This is a genomic window from candidate division TA06 bacterium, from assembly GCA_004376575.1.
Lineage (GTDB): Bacteria > Hydrothermota > DG-26 > E44-bin18 > E44-bin18 > E44-bin18.
This window is the reverse complement of the sequence record SOJN01000063.1, coordinates 1-18382: the sequence shown is the minus strand read 5'-3', so window position 1 is coordinate 18382 and position 18382 is coordinate 1. Positions and strand designations below refer to the sequence as shown.

Sequence of the window (18382 nt, the reverse complement as noted above, 5' to 3'; positions counted from 1 at the left end):
CACCCCTCGAAAATACCATCTTTATACTGCAATACCGTCTATTCTTTCCGTTCGCTGTTGGTCTCGGTCAGTTCTCTTGCCTGCAGTTTCGCTGCATGTACAGTATTCTTAAGAAGCATGGTAATTGTCATCGGACCTATTCCACCCGGCACAGGGGTTATCGCTCTGGCAACTTCCTTGGCAGATTCGAAATCCACATCACCGACAAGTCTGTATCCTTTTTTCTTAGATGAGTCTGGAACGCGGTTTACGCCTACGTCAATTACGACAGCACCTGACTTTATCATGCTGCCAGAAACTGTGTTCGGCTTCCCGGCTGCAACCACCAGTATGTCAGCCCGGGAAGTATATGAACCCAAATTCTGAGTCTTGGTATGGCAGATAGTTACTGTGGCATTCCCGCCCTCACACTTCTGGATGAGAAGATTCGCAAGCGGCTTGCCAACGATGTTGCTCCTTCCAACTATCACCACGGATTTCCCTTCCGGGCTGTTCCCACTGCGAAGCAGAAGTTCAACTATCCCTGCCGGGGTTGCCGGTTTGAATCTCGGCTTACCTATCATCAGCCTCCCCAGATTTGCTGGATGGAATCCATCAACATCTTTCAGTGGCAGAATCGATTCGATGACACGCATCTCATCTATGTGGCTGGGTAAGGGAAGCTGAACCAGAATACCGTGGAACTTGCTGTTCTGATTCATCTCTGCGAGAGTTCCCAGAACAGTTTCCTGGCTGGTCTCGGCAGCCATCCTCAAAGTCTCAGTATAGATGCCCACCTGCGCGCATGCCTTCTCTTTCCCCCTAACGTAGGATATTGAGGCAGGATCATCGCCGACCAGTACGACTCCCAGTCCGGGTGTTATCCCTCTTTGAGAGAGTGTCTCCGCCTCTACACTTATCTCTTTTCTCAGGCTTTGAGCCAGTTCAGTCCCGCTTATTATCGTCGCCGACATTGACAACCTCGTCCCAGCACATTTCGAATCTTCTTATTGCTCGGGCTTTCCCATCATCGCCCAGGTCAATTATGACACCATTCAGTCTAACATCTCTCTTTGCCACATCAAACTTCCTTGGAAGCTGACGGAGAAACTTCTCGATCGCCTGGTCCTTTCTTATGCCAATACATGAGTCGAACGGACCTGTCATACCCACATCCGTAATGTAGGCTGTTCCCCCGGGCAGAATCCTCTCGTCCGCGGTCTGGACATGGGTGTGGGTACCCAGCACTGCAGAGACTTTTCCATCCATGTAGTGGCCCAGCGCTTGTTTCTCCGCGGTAGCTTCGGCATGGAAATCGACGACTACGGTGCTGGTCAACTTCATCATCCTTGCCGCTTCCTCCTCTGCGGCCCTGAACGGGCAATCGACAGATTTCATGAACAGGCGGCCTACCAGGGACACAATTCCGCAGGTTCTGCCTGAATCAAGATTCAGTACGACAGATCCCTGGCCAGGGGTACCCGGAGGGTAGTTGAGAGGTCGTAGCAGTCTTCCATCGTCCTGCACGTACTCGAGTATCTCTCGTTTATCCCAGTGGTGGTTACCACTGGTAAGACAGTCTATCCCCGCAGAATAAAGCTCCTCCACAACCTTTTTCGTCAGCCCATTTCCCCCAGCGGCATTCTCCGCGTTAGCCACCACAAGGTCCACTGACTCCTTCTCCCTGATCAATGGAACCGCAGCTTGAGCCATTTTGCGACCGGGCCTTCCGAAGATATCGCCTATGAAGAGAAGACGCACCAGATCACCTTTGTCGCGTTGACTACTTGGCGTATCCAACAGCCCTCATCTCTCTTATTACCGTCACCTTTATCTGGCCAGGATACTTCAGTTCAGCTTCAATCCTCTTTGCAATCATCGAAGAAAGCTCCCCGGCCTGCACATCGGATATCTCCTCAGGCTGAACGATTATTCTTATCTCTCTACCAGCCTGAATTGCGTAAGCATTATCCACACCTCTGAAGGAGTTCGCTATCTCCTCCAGCTTTTCGAGCCTCTTGATGTAGGCCTCTAGCGTCTCCCTCCTTGCTCCCGGACGTGCTCCTGAGACAGCATCCGCAGCCGCAACCAGTGTGGCTATCGCTGACGTGGGCTCTGTGTCCTCATGATGAGCGAGTATCGCATTGATTATCAGATCACTTTCTCCATACTTCCTGGCAAGCTCTGCACCAATCTTTGCGTGTGTCCCCTCATGGCTCTGGTCAACGGCCTTTCCCAGATCATGCAGCAAACCAGCCCTTCTGGCAATAGCGCCATCGAAATCGAGTTCACCCGCCATCAGGCCACATATATAAGCTACCTCCTTGGAGTGCTGAAGAACATTCTGTCCATAACTTGTCCTGTATTTCAGCCTCCCCAGAAGCCTGGCAACCTCGGGATGGGCATCCGGGATCCCCATTTCCAGCAGCGTTTCCTCTCCGGTCTTGTCTATCAATTCCTCAACCTGCTTTTCCGTCTTGGCCACTATCTCTTCTATCCTTGCAGGATGTATGCGTCCATCTGCGACCAGAGTCTCCAGCGCCAGTCTTGCAGTTTCTCTTCGTACCGGATCAAACCCGGACAGGGAGACAGCTTCAGGGGTGTCATCTATTATGACCTCAATACCGGTTGCAGTCTCGAAAGCCCTGATGTTTCTCCCTTCTCTCCCGATGATTCTTCCTTTCATCTCTTCGTTTGGCAAGGAGACAACCGAGACAGTCGACTCGACCACGTGGTCGGTTGCACACCGTTGGATGGCAGAAGTGATTATCTCCTTTGCGTCCCCTTCCGCAGACTCCCTTGCCTTGTCCTTTATCTCTTTGATCATCTGTGCAGCTTCATACCTCGCTTGCGCCTCCAGGTTTGCCATCAATCTCTGCTTGGCTTGCTCTGCAGTCATCCCCGCTATCCTCTCCAATTTTGCATTCTCTTCTTCCAGAAGCTGCTTGTACCTTTCATCCTTCGCCTTCACAGTCCTCTCTTTGAGGGCAAGATCCCTCTCTCTTCTCTGCGTCTCCCTCTCTTTTCTGGCAAGCAGGTCGCTCTTGCGTTCGACATTGCTCTCTCTGTCGGCGAGCTTCCTTTCAATATTCTGCAACTCTCTCTTTTTCTTTGCAGTGTCCTTTTCAAATCCCAACTTGGCCTTGTACATCTTGTCTCTGGCCTCAAGGGCTGCCTCCCTCTTATAGCTCTCTGCCTCTTTCTTCGCCTCCTCAACGATGTTCCCAGCCATCTTCTTTGCATTGTACAGCTTCAGCTCGCCGATCTTCCTGTTTACAAAGAAACCCAGAATGAAAAATAGTGCCGCAATTCCCATACTTGTAAGTACTGAAAGAAGACTTATGTCCACACCTATCACCCCCCCGTTTCAGGCAGAGTTTTGTGAGACTGATGAGCCAAAGGGTACACGACTCGTCTCCATCTCACTCTTCTGCCCGTAGATTTCGAAGATACTCTTGAATCTTTTTTTCATATCCTCTATCTGTCGGACGATAGTAGGTTCTCTTCTCTGGGGTGTACTCCTGTTCGACAAAACCCGTTGAGGCGGCGTGCGGATACCTGTAGCTCTCTCCCCTCTTCAGCCTTCGAGCTCCAGAGTATCCTGCCTCCTTCAGGTTTTGAGGAACCTCCATCGTCCTTGAACTTTCCACGTCTGTTGTGGCCTCCCTGTAGCCCACGTAGGATGCGTTGCTTTTTGGAGCGCTCGCAACGTACGTGGTAGCCTGGGCTAGCGTTATTCCTGCTTCAGGCAGACCTATTGTTTCCACAATGTGCAGGGCTGCGGAGGCCAGAACAGTTGCCATCGGGTCTGCGTTACCGACATCCTCTGATGCGCAGATGCAGATTCTTCTTGCTATGAACCTGGGATCCTCGCCGCAGGCTATCATCTTGGCCAGCCAGTAGAGGGAGGCATCTGGATCCGAACCGCGCATCGATTTTATGAAAGCAGAAATCGTGTCGTAGTGTTCATCCGTGTCGTAGCGAAAGAACATCTTCTGCATAGAGTCCTCTGCCACCTCGAGCGTAAACTCCACCACACCGTTTACAGCAGAGGTGGACAGTGCGCCGATCTCTAGCGCATTCAACGCCTTTCTCGCATCGCCGCCCGAAAACCTTGCCAGGTGGTTCAATGCGTCATCGGCCATTCCTGTTCTGTATTCCCCCAGACCCCTCTCCTTGTCATTGATAGCGCGCTTGATAAGCTCCTTTATCTCATCAACGGACAGAGGCTTCAGCTCAAATATGTGCGACCTGGAGTTGAGTGCCGGAATGATGGAGAAGAAAGGGTTGTACACAGTGGTACCTATCAGTATCACATTTCCTTCCTCCACCGCAGCCAGAAGGCCGTCCTGCTGGAGCTTGTTGAAGTGGCTTATCTCATCAACCAGAAGTACGGTCCTTCGCCGCTCCGCCATCGTGCAGATTGCCCTGATTTCAGACGCGCCAGAGGTGGTCGCGTTGATTCTCTTGATGTGGGATGTGGTCATGTCCGTTATGGCGTAGGCAAGGGAACTCTTGCCGCATCCAGGAGGGCCATAAAGAATGAGCGAACTGAGTCGGTCAGCCTCTATCATTCTCCTTAACAGCTTGCCCTTACCAAGGATGTGAGACTGTCCTACGAACTCATCAAGATTTCTGGGCCTCATTCTTGCGGCCAGAGGAGCTCTGGTCCGACCACCACTTTCTTCCTCAAAAAGATCTATCTTCTCTTCCATGTTAAACAGAAAAGTTCCCTGCCTCAGTGCCGCCAAGTGAAGTGATATGAACCTTTCTCCAAGGTGGGTGCCCTCTCGATTGTTTCGCGCTTCCGCACAGAGCGGTCTGCCCTACGCATTCGAATGTGAGCTCCCTAGAGTCAGGTGTTGGCTCATTTTCAATTCACCCGTCACGAACACGACAGGGAACTTCTGTATAGAATGCTTCTTAAATCCAGTATATCAAGGAGCAGTAGAGAGCCTCTGCTCAAGCGCCTGCGCCATTACTCTGGCTCTCCTTGACAGCTCTTCTTTAAGCTGTGACCTGGCTTTCTTTTCATCAAACAGCTCATCTGCAATGTTGAGAGCCGCCAGTATTGCCACTTTTGCCGAGGATGGATAGGGATGCTTACTCGCAATCTGCCGCATCTTCTCATCAACGTATCTGGCAATCTCTTTAGTGTACTCCTCGTCCACACTTCCACTGACTGAGTATTCACTATCCATGATTCTTACACTTACTGGCTTTTCCTTTTCATCTTGCATCTTCATCCACCCCGCAGCGAGTGTTCCTTGGATAAACCGGAAACAACTATACAACTGCTAATGTTCACTGCTGTGACCAACACCTACTCCTCTGCAAGCTTCAGCTTTTCGAGCAGAGCCTGCACTTTAACTCTTGCTTCTTCACGACCTCTTGAAAGGCTCTTGCTTTGATCCTTGAGGAGTCTGTTCTCATCCTCGAGGATCCGCAATCTGTTCTTTAGATCATCCTCCCTTTTCTTCAAACCATCTATCAATTTTACGGCGCCCCCGATCCTCTTCTCCAGTATGTCAATGTCTTTTATCTCCGAATCCACTTCCAGACCCTCCTATCAGGGAATGGTCATCATACCGGGCGCCTCTGTCAATTTGCTGGTCGCTCCTTTCAGTCCATATGCAACCAACATCAGCTCACCTTCCTCACCTTTTGACCTGACCACCCCGAAGATAGGCACCTTGGGGCTTAGCCAGACCAGGCCGGAAGGTTTTGCATACCTCTCCGATAAAAACGGGCCGGCCGGCGTTTCCACACTCTCCAGAACAGCCAGACTTTGGCCACCAGAAGACCTTCCCCCTTCAGATTGCTGGGGCAGGCCTGGGCCATCTACCATGACACCTGCAGAAGTTCCTTCACCGACCAGGACCCTCTCTGCTGGGCCGTTGAGCCCGGCGGGAACAAGCCACTTTACAAAGAGCGTATCTTTCCCGTCAAACCTTCTCGTCTCCAGCCAGAACAGCTGGGACTCTCCGTCTTTCTCTTCGCCGACCAGAGCGTACTCAAGCTGCCAGGTCTCGCCACTTGAGGTAACGCTGTATCTAACCCACTGTCCGACGCGCCAATGGGGCGTCTCAAAACCACGGCCGCACCCGCTGGCAATGAGAAGAAGCACAGCAGCCGGCCAGATCCCAGCCCATAACCTCATTTGTCAAAAGCATTTTATCACTGAGCAACCTATGTGTCAACACCTTTTTTGAAATATTAACTGACAGACTGTAACTCATTTAGTCATAAGCAGTAACGAACTTCAGAACCATGCTACTTGAAGTACGAAGGACGAATTGCGAAGTACAAAGACCTAATTGAGGGAGGAATGGAAAAACAAACGGAAGGAAGTGCCAGTTCCCCGAAACCAAAAAGTACAGAAGTCCATGTGCATCCTGCCTGCCTGGGGCGTTTCACGGCCCCCCGTTTCTCACGTAGTGAGATACACGGGGCCTGCCCCGTTTCACGAGCCCCCATTTCACGAGGTCCCCATGGTTTGAGACTTTGTAGGGGCAGGGTCTCCCTGCCCAAACTAAAGGGCGCGGCGACCGCGCCCCTACAACAACGAAATCACAAGAAGTTTGTGAGTTTACACCTGCCTGCCCCGTTTCTCATGTAGTGAGATACACGGGGCCCGCCCCGTTTCACGAGCCCCCATTTCACGAAGTCCCCGTGCCAATCACAAACCACGAAATTGCGAAATTCCCGACCCTACCGACCTCGCTCCGGAAATTCCCCTTCGCCTTGCTCCCCCCCTCCGAAAATCGAAAATGCAACTAGACGCTTTCATTTCCCCAAGGGGATGCCAGGGGGCAATTTTCTAGTTTCGTCCGACCCCATCCGTTTCTCTCCCTGTGTCAAGGGAGAGGATTAAGGAGAGGGTGAAACGGTTTTCAATTTCCTAATTTCGAAGGTGCGGGGAAGGGTTGTAAGGGATTTCGTAATTTCGAATGATTCGCTGACGACTGACAGCTGAGAACTGACAGTCTGACGGGTCGTACAGCGTATGGCGTACAGCGGTTAAGTCATTCTCCGCTCTTTGCCAACTCTGCCAGTTTGGCGAAGCCTTTGGTGTCGTTGACTGCTATGTCGGCCAGCGACTTTCTATCAAGAGCAATGTTCGCCTTCTTGAGACCATACATGAATGCACTGTATGATAAGTCGTGCTCCCTCGCCGCGGCGTTTATCCTGATTATCCACAACCGCCTGAAATCACCCTTCTTCTTCTTCCTATCTCTGTACGAATAGGACCACGACTTCATCACTGCTTCTCGAGCAGTCCTGTAGAGTCTGCTTCTGCCTCCCCAGTATCCTTTTGCTGCCTTCAGCCACCTTTTTTTTCTTGCTTTGGCGGCCGGGCCTTTCCTAACCCTGGCCAAGTTTCTCCTCCTTATTTTCCTATGAAGGGCACCATTCTTTTGAGCTTCTTCTTCTCAGGTCCCTTCACAATTGTCTTCTTTCTCAGGCTTCTCTTCCTGGCCCTCGTCTTCTTGGTCAAGATGTGGCTATGATAGGCCTTCTGACGCTTGAACTTCCCTTTTGCAGTCTTCTTCAGCCTCTTTGCTACAGATCTTCTCGTTTTCAACTTTGGCATGTGTCCATCCTATTTCTTCTGCATCTTCGGAGCCAATACAATAATCATGCGCTTGCCTTCAACCTTGAGTGGATGCTCAACAGAACCGAGATCTTCTGAATCCTTGACGAGTCTGTCAAGCACCTTCTTCCCGAGATCGAGATGCGCCATCTCCCTCCCTCTAAACTTCAAGGTTATCTTAACCTTGCTGTGTGCTGTCAGGAAGCTGCGCAAATGTTTCAGTTTCACCTGATAGTCGTGTTCCTCAATCTTGGGCCTTAAGGTCAATTCTTTCAGATGGAATGCGTGCGCTTTCCTTTTCGCCGCCCTCTCCTTCTTGGCTTCCTCGTACTTGTACTTCCCAAAATCCATTATCTTACAGACGGGAGGTTCGGCAACTGGTGCTACCTCAACCAGATCAAGCCCTGCCTCCCTTGCTCTTGCCATCGCGTCTTTGGTATCAATTATCCCTATCTGTACCCCATCCGCCCCTACCACTCTCACCTTGGGAACCCTTATCCTTTCATTGACCCTTGGCTTCTCCAATTATTATATCACCTCCCTTAGACTTTGCTGGAAATCTCTTCACCGGCAAGTTTCAAGAACTCTTCAACACTCATCACGCCCTTAACCCCTTCGTGCCGCCTCCTCAGGGAAACCTTCCCGGTTTCAACCTCCTTCTTGCCAACTATGAGCATGTATGGAATTTTCTCCTTTTCTCCCTCTCTGATCTTGTGGCCAATCTTTTCGTTTCTCACATCAGGTTCAACCCTTAACCCTTCGCTCTTCAGCCTCTCAGAAACAGAATTAGCGTAAGAGGCTTGCCCGTCAGTTATGGACATTACTTTCGCCTGGACTGGCGAAAGCCAGACAGGTAGAGCGCCAGCATAGTGTTCCAGCAGGGTTCCGACGAACCGCTCAAGCGCGCCCAGTATGGCCCTGTGGATCATGTAGGGAGTATGCTCTTTTCCGTCCTTTCCCATATAGGTTATGCCAAACCGCTCGGGAAGATTGAAATCGAATTGAATTGTCGTCGCCTGCCAGTGCCGCCCAAGAGCATCGAGCAAGTCTATGTCTATCTTTGGTCCATAGAAAATGGCCTCTCCCTCAGCCCTGTGATAGGGCAGGTCTGCCTTCTTAAGAGCTTCTATCAAAGCAGATTCTGCCTTCTTCCAATCCTCGTCGCTTCCCATATACTTTTCCTTCTGTGCCAGGTCCCTGACAGAGAGATTCACCTTGTACTCTTTGAACCCGAACGAGGACATCATGTACTTTGCAAGCTCCACCACCCCGACAAGTTCCTCCACAAGCTGCTCGGGCATGCAGAAGATGTGCGCGTCATCCTGAGTGAACCCTCTCACCCTCAATGTGCCGTGGAGAACTCCAGACTTCTCTTTCCTGTAAACAGTCCCCAGCTCAGCAAACCTTAGAGGGAGATCCCTGTAGCTTCTCACCCTGGTCTTGTATATGACCACGTGCATGGGGCAGTTCATGGGTTTCAAAGCATAGGGCACTTCATCCACATCAAACACGTACATGTTCTCTCCAAAAAAATCGAGATGGCCTGAGGAACGCCACAGCCTGCCACTTGCTATGTGAGGAGTGGAGACGAGTTGATACCCTCTCTTCCAGTGCTCCTCCCTCCAGAAATCCCTTATCAACTCAAGAATGAGTGCACCTTTAGGGTGCCAGTAGACGAGCCCGGCTCCCGTCTCCTCATGGATTGAGAAGAGGTCTAGTTCCGTGCCAAGCCTTCTGTGATCTCTCTTCTTCGCCTCTTCCAGAAGCTCGATGTGCTTCTGCAAATCCTCTTCATTCTCAAATGCGATGCCGTAGATTCTCTGTAACATCTTGTTTGCTTCATCTCCACGCCAGTAAGCTCCGGCAGCTGACAGGAGCTGGAAAGACTTTATCCTTCCTGTTGATGGGACATGAGGTCCCTTGCACAGGTCAACGAAATCGTCATGTTCGTAGAGTGAAACCTGTCCTTCTAAGCCTTCGAGCAGCTCGATCTTGTAGGGCTCATTCTTCTCTTTGAACAAAGCTCGGGCTTCCTCCTTGCTCACCTCTCTCCTCTGGAATGGTAGATCCTCCTTTGCAATCTCGTGCATCCTTTTTTCGATTTTCTTGAGGTCTTCCGTCGAAAACGGTTTCTCCACATCAAAATCGTAATAGAACCCCTCAGAAATGGGAGGGCCTATCCCCAGCTTTGCCTCAGGAAAGAGTTCCTTGACCGCCTGCGCCATAATATGAGACGTGCTGTGCCAATATGCAGCCTTCCCTTCTTCGCAGTCAAAGGCGAAGAAGCGAACCTGCGAATCATCCTGAAGCTCCCTGGACAGGTCTGTCACCTCACCATTCACGGCTGCCGCAAGAGCTCTCCCGTTCAGGTCGCCGCCAAGCTCGTTCAGGACTTGAGACAATCTAATCCCGGTCGGGTATTGTTTGACGACTCCGCCGGGAAGTTTTACTTCTATGTTTTTCATTCGATTCTACAACCGAAACCAGAAGAAGACAGAAATACCTCCTGTTCAAATGGTGGGCGATACAGGACTCGAACCTGTGACCTCTTGCATGTCAAGCAAGCGCTCTAACCAAAGCTGAGCTAATCGCCCAATCCTCTTCCCCGGCCCACTACCTATCACCTTCCCGAGGCTCTTTTCTTCAGGAACACGTGATGTCAGAAACGCCAAACCATGTATATTATTTCCCATTGTATTGTTTGTCAAGGCGAAAACTCGCCCTGCTTGGACTCCTCGGGTTCAGGGTTTGAGTCCCCAACGGACTCAAGCTGCTTTCCAGCCATTTGAGCCCATTTATCACCGGGGTCTATCGCCACTATGTCCTGCCAGATATTCACGGCTTTTTCGGACTCACCCAGCCTTTCATATACCAGACCCAAGTTGTAGTATGCCTCAAGTAGGTTTGGAGCCATTTCAACAGTCTTCTTCAAAAAACCAACTGCATCCTCCAGCATCTTCCTTTCCATGTAAACGAGTCCCATGTAGTAGTGTGCATATATGAGAGCCGTACTATCGCTGTCCTGCTTCATGACCTTTGAGAGGAACTGGATCGCATCCCTATAGTTGCATCTCTTCAAGGATATGTACCCGAGGTTGACCAGGGCCATCGCGTGCTCAGGTTCCCTCTCTAACACGTGGGCGTGAATCTCCTCTGCCTTCTCGTACATCTCTTTGCCTGAGTATGCCCATCCTAGAAGAACAAGACTCCGCACGTCATCTGGAGCGAGTTCCACTGTACGCGTAAGTGCGGAAAGAGCATCGTCCCAATCACCGGCCGTTATCATTTCCCAGCCTCTCTGCCTCAAGGTCTGCAGGTCTGTTTCTGAAATCTTCAGACTCTTGAGGAAGGAGGTCAACTCCCCTCTTGACTTTTCATCCATCTCGGGTTTCGGCTCAGGCCCAGAGTCAGCAGAAGAAGGGACCTTCTCTCTTGCTGCAAATTCCTTTATTAGCCTCTGAATCCTCCTCAGGCTCTGTACGTGCATCTCAATCAGCCTGTAAAGCTCCTGGATCTGGCCCTTGACATATTCCTTGTCTTTCTCAGACTCTGCGACTTTCAGAGCTTCCTTCATCTGCTCGAACTGAAGATTGAAAGTCTCAATGTATTTGGGGAGTCCTGCAGGCAACCATCAACCTCCAATAGCTCTCAAATTGTCTTTGGCTTTTCGATAGTCAGGATCGATCTCATACGCCATCTCATACTCGCCCACGGCCCTCTTGCGGTCTCCCTTTAGTTCATAGACTACTGCCAGATTGTTATGAGCAGCAACAGAACCCGGGTTTGCCTCGATTGCAGACTTGAACATCTTTTCTGCTTCATCATATTCTTCTTTTCTAGCAAGTATCATACCCAAATAGTATGGACACAATGAAGCCGTAGAGCCCATTTTAATCGCGAGTCTGAAAGCGTTCTCGGCTTCCTCATACAAACCTTTTTTGTAACACGCTATTCCAAGATTCACATAGGACGTGCTGTTGGCATCGTCAGCTTCTACCGCCTTTGCATAACATTCCCTGGCCCTATCCAGATGCCCCAACCTCTCATACGCCAGACCCATGTCGTTGAGCACAGCATTGCTCGCGGAGCCCAATTCTCTAGCCTCAGCGAAATAGTCGGCAGCCGCCCGGAAAAGGTTGAGCTTGTAACAGGCTAGGCCAAGATAGAACCTCACTTCTGCTGAGTTGGGATCCATTTCGACTGCACATCTGAACTCGCGCTGTGCCGCATCGTACATCTTCATTTCAAGAAAGGCAATCCCCATCTCCACGTGTTCATCCCTCTTTGGTGCTTTCTTCGCCCCAGCAATTTTCTGTTCATCCTGCGTTCCAATGAACCGAGCACCATAGAGAACACAAAGTGCGCGCGCTGTAGAAACAGAGTCTCCCTGATGTTTCTCTATCAGTTCTTTCATGGAAAGTGAACCATCCACCGCGGACAAAACTTCTTTTTCTTCAGCATTGAGGCATTCTTCCTCGAGCTCGTGTTTCGTACGCACCAGAACCACATCTTTCGGTGGAAGTATCTTTGCCATGTCCTCTGCGCGCTCCAGTTTTCTGATGGGCCCCACGAGAACCTCATCCGAATCTATCGCCACAGTCGAATGCTTATCTGCGGGCCACGGAAAAGGATCGAAAACGAATGAACCCTCATTCCATGTCAGAATCTTGGAAATGACCTCTTCCAACTGCTCCACAACGTGTGACCTGAGGACTGAAGCAGGGACTACATCCATGTCGGTCAATATATCTGAAACAGGCTTCTTCTCAGCTTGACTTTCTCCAATTTCTAGAGCCTCTTCGAGCTGCTCTTCCGTTATCCAACCGCTCTTTAGCAACCTGCGGCCCAGACCTTCCTCCACCTGGTCCATTTCAACACTGGATATCTTCCCATCCTCGAAAAAGAACATCCCCATACTACTTCCTTTTGTCACATTCAGAACCCCGGTCCTGTTGGTGTTCGCAAGTGAACGTATAACCGTTACCAATGACTGTTCAGCCAGACTTCCTTCTATGCTCATCAAAAACCTCTATGACACATCCAAGACCGTTCACGGCCCTTCGATCAGCCTTTCTTCGTCAACATCCCACTCTGCGTCCATCATTTCTTCCGCCCGTCCGTGCTCAGATGGGTGACCCTCCTTTACTTCTTTCGGAGGCACCTCAGCTTCAGCAACAGGTTCCGCCTCCGGCTCTCTCTCTTCACCTTCCATCAAAGGGGGAGCAACCACTTCTTCTGCCATTCCTGGCACTGTTTCGTACGCAGACCTATCCTCTTCAACAGGAGCACCTTCCGGTGCAACAGTCTCTCCAAAGCGCTCTTCCAATACCTTTTCAAGGTCGGGCTCCTCCGCGGGCGGAGCAGCCACTTCCTCCGCCTCATCCACAGAAGGCTCAACCTCCTCTGCTGCTGGCCGAGGGGCAGATGTGTCTTCTTCTGCGGGAGTACCTTCATCCACGTGAATCTTGCTGAACTTCTCTTTTACCACCAGGTCAAGGCCGGGCTCCGCCAAAGAAGGAGCAGGGGCACCTTCAGCCTCTTCGACAAAGGGCTTGACCTCTGCCTCCTCAGCAGGGGCACCTTCACCTGGATGAATCTCGCTGAGCTTCTCTTCCACCAATAGATCAGGCCCAGGCGTCTCTTCGGCCTCTTCCGCAGAAGGCTCAGGTTCTGCCTTCTCTGGCTCAGGTTCGTAGGCTGACCTGTCTATTGTGGTGGGAGTACCTTCAACAGGAATTGTCTCCGCAGGCCTCTCTTCTAACACCTGATCAAGCTTTTGTTCCTCTAAAGGTGGAGCAGCCACCTCTTCGGCCTCTTCCACAGGAGGCTTGACTTTGGCTTTCTCTACAACAGGTCGGTAGGCTGATCTGTCTTCCACAACAGGAGTACCTTCCACGAGTGCAGTCTCTCCACGCCTCCCTCCTACGACCTGATCAAGTCTGTCCATCAGTTCCCATAAGTTGTCTTTGACACCTGCACAGACCTCTTCTATCTCCCCCTGACTGACCTTTACTTCTTTCCTCAGGAGGTAGTCCCAGGCGATCGCCTGCTTCAGCTTCTCGGTGGGCGCACCTATTTCGTGGACAACACCTTTCGACATGAGTCTCATAAAGCCCGGATCTATGTAGGTTTTCTCAGGCGGGAGATCGGAAACAAGAATCATCTTCTTTTTCTGCTCAACACGCTGTTCAAGTATGGCCATGAACTCGTTTGCTGAGATCTGATTCTCAAAGATTGCCTGGACGTCATCAGCCAGGAGAAGGTCTGCCTCAAGACATCTCGCCCTCAACTTTCCCCTCGTATGTCTTCCCCTTTCCATCTTTAGATCGTCCACAAAAATCTCACCGTGGAGCAAGAAAACATTTATGTTGCTTCGTTTCGTGTACAGCTCCCTCGCCACTGCGCTGATGAGATGGCTTTTCCCTGTCCCCTGCCCGCCCCACAGGAATATCACGTCAGGACAGGTCCACGGCGATTCCGCGACAGAGCGGCAGAGCTTATGGGCCTCCTGATTGGGGCTATCTACTGAGAATCTCTCGAAAGTGTAGTCCTCTATGAGATCGAGTGATGTCGCCGAAACTCTGGATTCCAGCCAATTTATGCGCCTGGTCACTTCCTCCAGAGCGTCTGGATTGAACAGGAGTTCCTCTATCTCTGCCTGCTCATCTGGAAAACGTTTCGCATTTAGGGCGCCGTATCTGTTCTGGAGTTCTATCAGCCTTTGCACATTGGACGTGAATGTAATGAATTCCCTTGCCACAACATCCATTTTCTTGTCCATGGCAGCTTTCAACCTGCCCACATTGAATCCCTTCATTTCCCAAACATAGAGCTTCTCAGCGTAAGCCTCCCTCATTCTCGCTTCTTCGGACGGCTCCTGCCTTATAACTGACATCGTCTTCGCAACTTCCAGGACGAAGTCGCCGAATTCCTCCTGCCCCCCTTCAACCGGTTCTTTATAAGCTGCCGCCCCCTCACTGGGAAATTCGGGTATCATGTCTCTGAGCGCAGATTCAACGAATTCGACTGATATCTCCTCACCCTTCGCCTTTGAGAGCACTGCCAACCTGTTGATTGCGCCCTCCAGCTTGCGCACATTCAAAATCACCCTCCCCGCTATCTCCTCAAGAACATTCTGACTGATACTCACCCCTGCTTTCTTGGCCCTCAGCTTAAGAATACCTATTCGCGTATTCAGATCGGGGGGAAGAATCTTGCACACGAGGCCACCCTCAATCCTCGATTTCAGTCTCTCATCCATTGTCATCCTTTGTGGATTGCGAAGGCTAGTGAGCACCAGTTGTTTCTTCCTAGACTGAAGTGTTTCGAAGATCCTCAGGATTTCGGTTCTGGCAGTTTCTGACAAGAGGTGAAAGTCGTCGATGAGAAGAAGGGCCGGCTGTGAGTACCTTTCTCTGAAAGCCTGCTTGTCCGCTGCCTGCCCAAATTCCTCAGAGAACTCCTCTCCATTCACAAGGAGAACAGCGCTGTTCGGGTTTCTCCTCTTGAAGTCCCAACCCAGCGCTTGAAGAAGATGGCTCTTCCCCTGACCCACGCCGCAGTAAATGTAGAGAGGATTGTATTTGATACCAGGCGATTCTGAGACTTCCCGTGTTGCTGCAAGGGCAGCCGAATTGCATTCTCCTGCAACGAAGTTCTGAAACGTTAAATCGGACCCTGATTGGGCTTGTTCCGAAAAATCTTCCATCTCTTCACCTGTCTTCTCTTACTTCTGCTTGCCAGCAGTTTCAGAATTTAGCTTGTCAATGACTGTCCTGAGATTCTTCGCTCTTTCTTCTATGTCCGGAAAATCAAGAAGCTCTTTTGCCACTGCAACTCCGCTTGCCCCTCTGGCGAAAATGCTTTCTAGATTTTCGAGCTTAATCCCGCCAATGGCCACCACGGGCAGATTGGTCGCCTTACAGATATTCTCAAGGGCCCCCAGCCCGATAACCGGCGCATCCTTCGTTTCACTCTTGAAAATTGATCCGGCTGAAACATAGTCCACCCCTTGAAGTTCAGCCTCGCCAGCTTCATCTGCATTCCTCACTGTCTTCCCTATGATCTTATCAGGACCGAGCAGGTTGCGGGCAAGCGCAGGCTCCATATCATCACTCCCCAGATGGACACCGTCTGCGGAAACTACGAGAGTCACATCAACTCTGTCGTTTATTATGAAAAGAGCAGAATGGGCGCGGGTGAGATTCCTGAGCTCAATCGCCTCGCTCACCAACTCCCTTGTGGAAGCATCCTTGTCCCTGAGTTGTACTACCGACGCCCCGCCTTTCAGACAGGGTTCCATCAATTCTATCAGAGACCTGCCTCTTGAGTATCTCTTCTCGGTGATTGCATAGAGAAGAAGATCAAACCTCCTGGTCACGGTCAGAACCTTTCCAAAAGGAGCTTCTCCATATCGTACATCTCAAACCTGAGCTCTTTGAATCCGCCCCCTATGTCCCCATCCACCAGACCAGAAGTCTCCTCGAGGACGCGACAAGCCTCCTCGCTTCTCCTCATGTTGCGCCGGACAAGATCCCGTATATCCTTTGACTTCTTTTTCGAGTCGAACGCGGCCGACCGACCCAGGTCAGCCTGGCTATTCCTTTCTGCTATAAGAAGGCCCTCGCCAACCACGGAAGAGCAAAGCTCTGTCAGCCTGTGTCTCAGTTCTTTCAGCTTGACGGCAAGTGCTTCATCACAAGCGATGAGCCTCGCCACATCCTCCGCGACGCGCAAACCCTCCCTTGCGCGATTCGCGTTCGCATCAAACAATCGCAGTAAACCTTTCTCCACCTTAGACTATTATATAGACTAACCGTCAAAGAGTCAATATCAATGTCCCCATTGACGTATCCAACCGCCGCACAATCGTCTCTGCTTATCTCAGACTTTCCAGAATAGCCCGGTGCATTGGACCGTTGCAAATCTAGAAATAAAACATTGCAATTTGCGAAACTAAGGCCCAGGCCCACGCTGGCAGTCTCTTTTCAGGTGGGCTAATCCCAGTTAAGGCCACAGGTTAGGTATGACCCAGTGTCGCATCGTGGGCATGTTTCTTGCATTCTATAGCAGTGAACAACACAATAGGACATTTATAATGAAGAGTTTGTTTTCAATCAGCGTTGGTTTACTTCTGATTATGATGATCAGCTCAGGTGGCCTGGCACAGGAGCAGAGCTCTTATGTTGGTTCGCTCACGGGTGTCATATCTGTAAGCCCTTCTTTTTTGAGCCTTAGTGCCCTGAGTCTCAAATCCTGCCACGTGGGAATGGCAGAGGGGATCAGAGGAGCGGCCATCAACCCCGCTGCGCTCACGGACGTGAAGAACTTCGAGATTGCCCTTGCCATGGCTGGAGGGCGAAGCTGGAGATCAAACAGCCAGTTGTCGTTCGACGCAGGAGAAATGGTCGGCGAGGTCAAGGTGCCGCTGAATTTCCTCCTAAGGAGGAAGGGCGGAATCGAGCAATTTTCACTCGCCGCCAGGACGCCCATATTCCATGCAAGTCTCGGATTTCTCGAACCAGAACATATTGGAATCCATCTATCTGGAACCCAAAGCATTTTTCAGGTTTTGGACGTGGATATCCCTTATACACTCACCAGTGAAGAGATACCTGGACTTCCAGACGGTGTGGAAATCCCGGTCGTCTTCCACATAGAGGGTGAGGTTCAACTCGACCTTGATGGAAAAATAGACTCTGAGCTTGACCAGAGACCCACGATGATTGCCCTGGCCCACAAACTGGGCCCATTTAGTATCGGCGCTGGAATCAAGCTCTATTCAATAGAAGGCTATGTCCAATCGGACATCAAAATAGATGGTGAGGGCAGATTGACCGGGACTGTTCCTGCAGATTCGGGAGACTGGCACGTAGAACTTGAGGGAACAGCCTCAATCAGCAGGCAGACGCTGCTTGGCTACAGCGGTACAGGTCAGATCAAGGGTGATTGTGTCGCCTTGGTTCTGGGAACCCAGGCAAAGGGGGAGCACGCAGGGATCGGGGTGGCTGTAGAGCTGAACACACCCGTATCACTCACGTCAACGTACGAGTCGAGCTCATCAATCGCCATGGGAACACCAACCATAGAAGGCTTTGGCGGTAATATACAGGTTGATTCAACCGGGAGAAGGATATATGGAAGCATCGATGTTGATCTCTCCTCAATACCACTGGAGGATGGGGAGATGGCCATGCAAGGCACTATCTACAGGATGCCTGCCGAGGCAAAGGTCCGCATCGGAGCAGCCATACACTTCCCAATCTTAACGCTCGCCGTGGATGCAGGCAGATCGTTCTCTCTGGAAAAGAATTCCTCAAACCTCTATTTTCTTGTTGTCGGGCTTGAGGTGAAGCCCCTCAAGGTCATGTCTTTCCATTCCACAATCGAATTGTCTAGAAGAACCATTCAGTTTGCCGACCTTAACATGGATGTTCCCTCCGGCACGGCCGTAGTTGGCACATCTCTTCAGCTCACTCCTTTTCTTGAATTCGACGCAGCACTCAGCGCGAACACACTCACATATCTTGGAACCTCCTGGGAGACGATGGCTCAAGGCATTGACCTCTACAAGATTCTCGAAACAGCCCAGGCGGGAATGGGAATCAAACTCTCCTTCTAGTTGTAAGACTAGTAACGCTATAGGCTGAAGGACAGGTGTCAGCTATCAGCTATCTGCCGTCAGCTTCCAAACGCGTTTTGAGGGTTTAGTATTCTGTTTTCGAGTGAGTAGGAGAAGGTGATAACACCACACGCTCACCACAAAGGAAAAGAGTTGTCATTGCGAGACTCGCAGACCGAGTCGAAGCA

17 protein-coding genes, 1 tRNA gene and 1 other RNA gene are annotated in these 18382 nt (G+C 50.9%); 1 reads left to right on the top strand and 18 read right to left on the bottom strand.

Features of this window, described 5'->3' with window-relative positions; all coding sequences use genetic code 11:
• Positions 1–38: 38 nt before the first annotated feature.
• The 18 genes from E3J62_04935 to E3J62_04850 form a co-directional block, all read right to left on the bottom strand.
• Entirely contained in the window at positions 39–953 is a 915-nt protein-coding gene (locus tag E3J62_04935; GenBank protein TET46189.1) for a bifunctional 5,10-methylene-tetrahydrofolate dehydrogenase/5,10-methylene-tetrahydrofolate cyclohydrolase, read from the bottom strand.
• Positions 925–1740 carry a TIGR00282 family metallophosphoesterase gene (locus tag E3J62_04930; protein ID TET46222.1) on the bottom strand — a complete coding sequence of 272 codons (816 nt, stop codon included), beginning with the start codon at positions 1738–1740 and terminating at the stop codon, positions 925–927. The genes E3J62_04935 and E3J62_04930 overlap by 29 nt, the downstream gene beginning before the upstream one ends.
• A gap of 22 nt (positions 1741–1762) precedes the next feature.
• Entirely contained in the window at positions 1763–3328 is a 1566-nt protein-coding gene (rny, locus tag E3J62_04925; protein TET46188.1) for a ribonuclease Y, read from the bottom strand.
• Positions 3329–3401: 73 nt separating this feature from the next.
• Positions 3402–4694 (bottom strand): replication-associated recombination protein A, encoded by a 1293-nt coding sequence (locus tag E3J62_04920; protein ID TET46187.1) that lies wholly within the window; start codon positions 4692–4694, stop codon positions 3402–3404.
• An 11-nt stretch (positions 4695–4705) separates the two neighbouring features.
• A non-coding RNA gene (gene ssrS, locus E3J62_04915) (6S RNA) lies at positions 4706–4885 on the bottom strand.
• A gap of 31 nt (positions 4886–4916) precedes the next feature.
• A complete protein-coding gene (locus E3J62_04910; GenBank protein ID TET46186.1) occupies positions 4917–5225 on the bottom strand; it encodes a cell division protein ZapA in 309 nt (102 codons plus the stop codon).
• Between the two features lie 77 nt (positions 5226–5302).
• On the bottom strand, positions 5303–5533 hold the full coding sequence (locus tag E3J62_04905) for a cell division protein ZapB (protein ID TET46185.1): 231 nt from the start codon (positions 5531–5533) through the stop codon (positions 5303–5305).
• A 15-nt stretch (positions 5534–5548) separates the two neighbouring features.
• Positions 5549–6139 (bottom strand): hypothetical protein, encoded by a 591-nt coding sequence (locus E3J62_04900; GenBank protein TET46184.1) that lies wholly within the window; start codon positions 6137–6139, stop codon positions 5549–5551.
• A gap of 865 nt (positions 6140–7004) precedes the next feature.
• Positions 7005–7358 carry a 50S ribosomal protein L20 gene (rplT, locus tag E3J62_04895; protein ID TET46183.1) on the bottom strand — a complete coding sequence of 118 codons (354 nt, stop codon included), beginning with the start codon at positions 7356–7358 and terminating at the stop codon, positions 7005–7007.
• 11 nt (positions 7359–7369) lie between these two features.
• Positions 7370–7573, bottom strand: a complete 204-nt coding sequence (gene rpmI, locus E3J62_04890; GenBank protein ID TET46182.1) for a 50S ribosomal protein L35 — start codon at positions 7571–7573, stop codon at positions 7370–7372.
• 9 nt (positions 7574–7582) lie between these two features.
• Complete coding sequence (locus tag E3J62_04885; protein TET46181.1) at positions 7583–8098, bottom strand: translation initiation factor IF-3; 516 nt, start codon at positions 8096–8098, stop codon at positions 7583–7585.
• A gap of 17 nt (positions 8099–8115) precedes the next feature.
• Positions 8116–10038 carry a threonine--tRNA ligase gene (thrS, locus tag E3J62_04880; GenBank protein TET46180.1) on the bottom strand — a complete coding sequence of 641 codons (1923 nt, stop codon included), beginning with the start codon at positions 10036–10038 and terminating at the stop codon, positions 8116–8118.
• A gap of 50 nt (positions 10039–10088) precedes the next feature.
• A tRNA-Val gene (locus E3J62_04875) sits at positions 10089–10167 on the bottom strand.
• Between the two features lie 110 nt (positions 10168–10277).
• On the bottom strand, positions 10278–11201 hold the full coding sequence (locus tag E3J62_04870) for a tetratricopeptide repeat protein (GenBank protein TET46179.1): 924 nt from the start codon (positions 11199–11201) through the stop codon (positions 10278–10280).
• Between the two features lie 3 nt (positions 11202–11204).
• The gene (locus E3J62_04865; GenBank protein ID TET46178.1) at positions 11205–12593 is read right to left on the bottom strand and encodes a tetratricopeptide repeat protein; all 1389 of its coding nucleotides are present in this window, start codon (positions 12591–12593) and stop codon (positions 11205–11207) included.
• Positions 12594–12623: 30 nt separating this feature from the next.
• Positions 12624–15281, bottom strand: coding sequence for an AAA family ATPase (locus E3J62_04860; protein ID TET46177.1), 2658 nt, complete (start codon positions 15279–15281; stop codon positions 12624–12626).
• Positions 15282–15299: 18 nt separating this feature from the next.
• Positions 15300–15959: a thiamine phosphate synthase gene (thiE, locus tag E3J62_04855; GenBank protein ID TET46176.1), complete on the bottom strand. Its 660-nt coding sequence runs from the start codon at positions 15957–15959 to the stop codon at positions 15300–15302.
• Positions 15956–16309, bottom strand: a complete 354-nt coding sequence (locus tag E3J62_04850; GenBank protein ID TET46175.1) for a hypothetical protein — start codon at positions 16307–16309, stop codon at positions 15956–15958. The genes thiE and E3J62_04850 overlap by 4 nt, the downstream gene beginning before the upstream one ends.
• 361 nt (positions 16310–16670) lie before the next feature.
• Here E3J62_04850 and E3J62_04845 point away from each other — a divergent pair, with 361 nt between their 5' ends.
• Positions 16671–18194, top strand: coding sequence for a hypothetical protein (locus E3J62_04845; protein TET46174.1), 1524 nt, complete (start codon positions 16671–16673; stop codon positions 18192–18194).
• Positions 18195–18382: the final 188 nt, after the last annotated feature.

What these genes read in the sequence shown, in the direction of transcription:
- E3J62_04900 (TET46184.1), bottom strand. Translation starts at nt 6,139, where the DNA reads ATGAGGTTATGGGCTGGGATCTGGCCGGCTGCTGTGCTTCTTCTCATT.
- E3J62_04910 (TET46186.1), bottom strand. Translation starts at nt 5,225, where the DNA reads ATGAAGATGCAAGATGAAAAGGAAAAGCCAGTAAGTGTAAGAATCATG.
- thrS (TET46180.1), bottom strand. Translation starts at nt 10,038, where the DNA reads ATGAAAAACATAGAAGTAAAACTTCCCGGCGGAGTCGTCAAACAATAC.
- E3J62_04845 (TET46174.1), top strand. Translation starts at nt 16,671, where the DNA reads ATGAAGAGTTTGTTTTCAATCAGCGTTGGTTTACTTCTGATTATGATG.
- E3J62_04865 (TET46178.1), bottom strand. Translation starts at nt 12,593, where the DNA reads ATGAGCATAGAAGGAAGTCTGGCTGAACAGTCATTGGTAACGGTTATA.
- E3J62_04860 (TET46177.1), bottom strand. Translation starts at nt 15,281, where the DNA reads ATGGAAGATTTTTCGGAACAAGCCCAATCAGGGTCCGATTTAACGTTT.
- E3J62_04920 (TET46187.1), bottom strand. Translation starts at nt 4,694, where the DNA reads ATGGAAGAGAAGATAGATCTTTTTGAGGAAGAAAGTGGTGGTCGGACC.
- E3J62_04935 (TET46189.1), bottom strand. Translation starts at nt 953, where the DNA reads ATGTCGGCGACGATAATAAGCGGGACTGAACTGGCTCAAAGCCTGAGA.
- rpmI (TET46182.1), bottom strand. Translation starts at nt 7,573, where the DNA reads ATGCCAAAGTTGAAAACGAGAAGATCTGTAGCAAAGAGGCTGAAGAAG.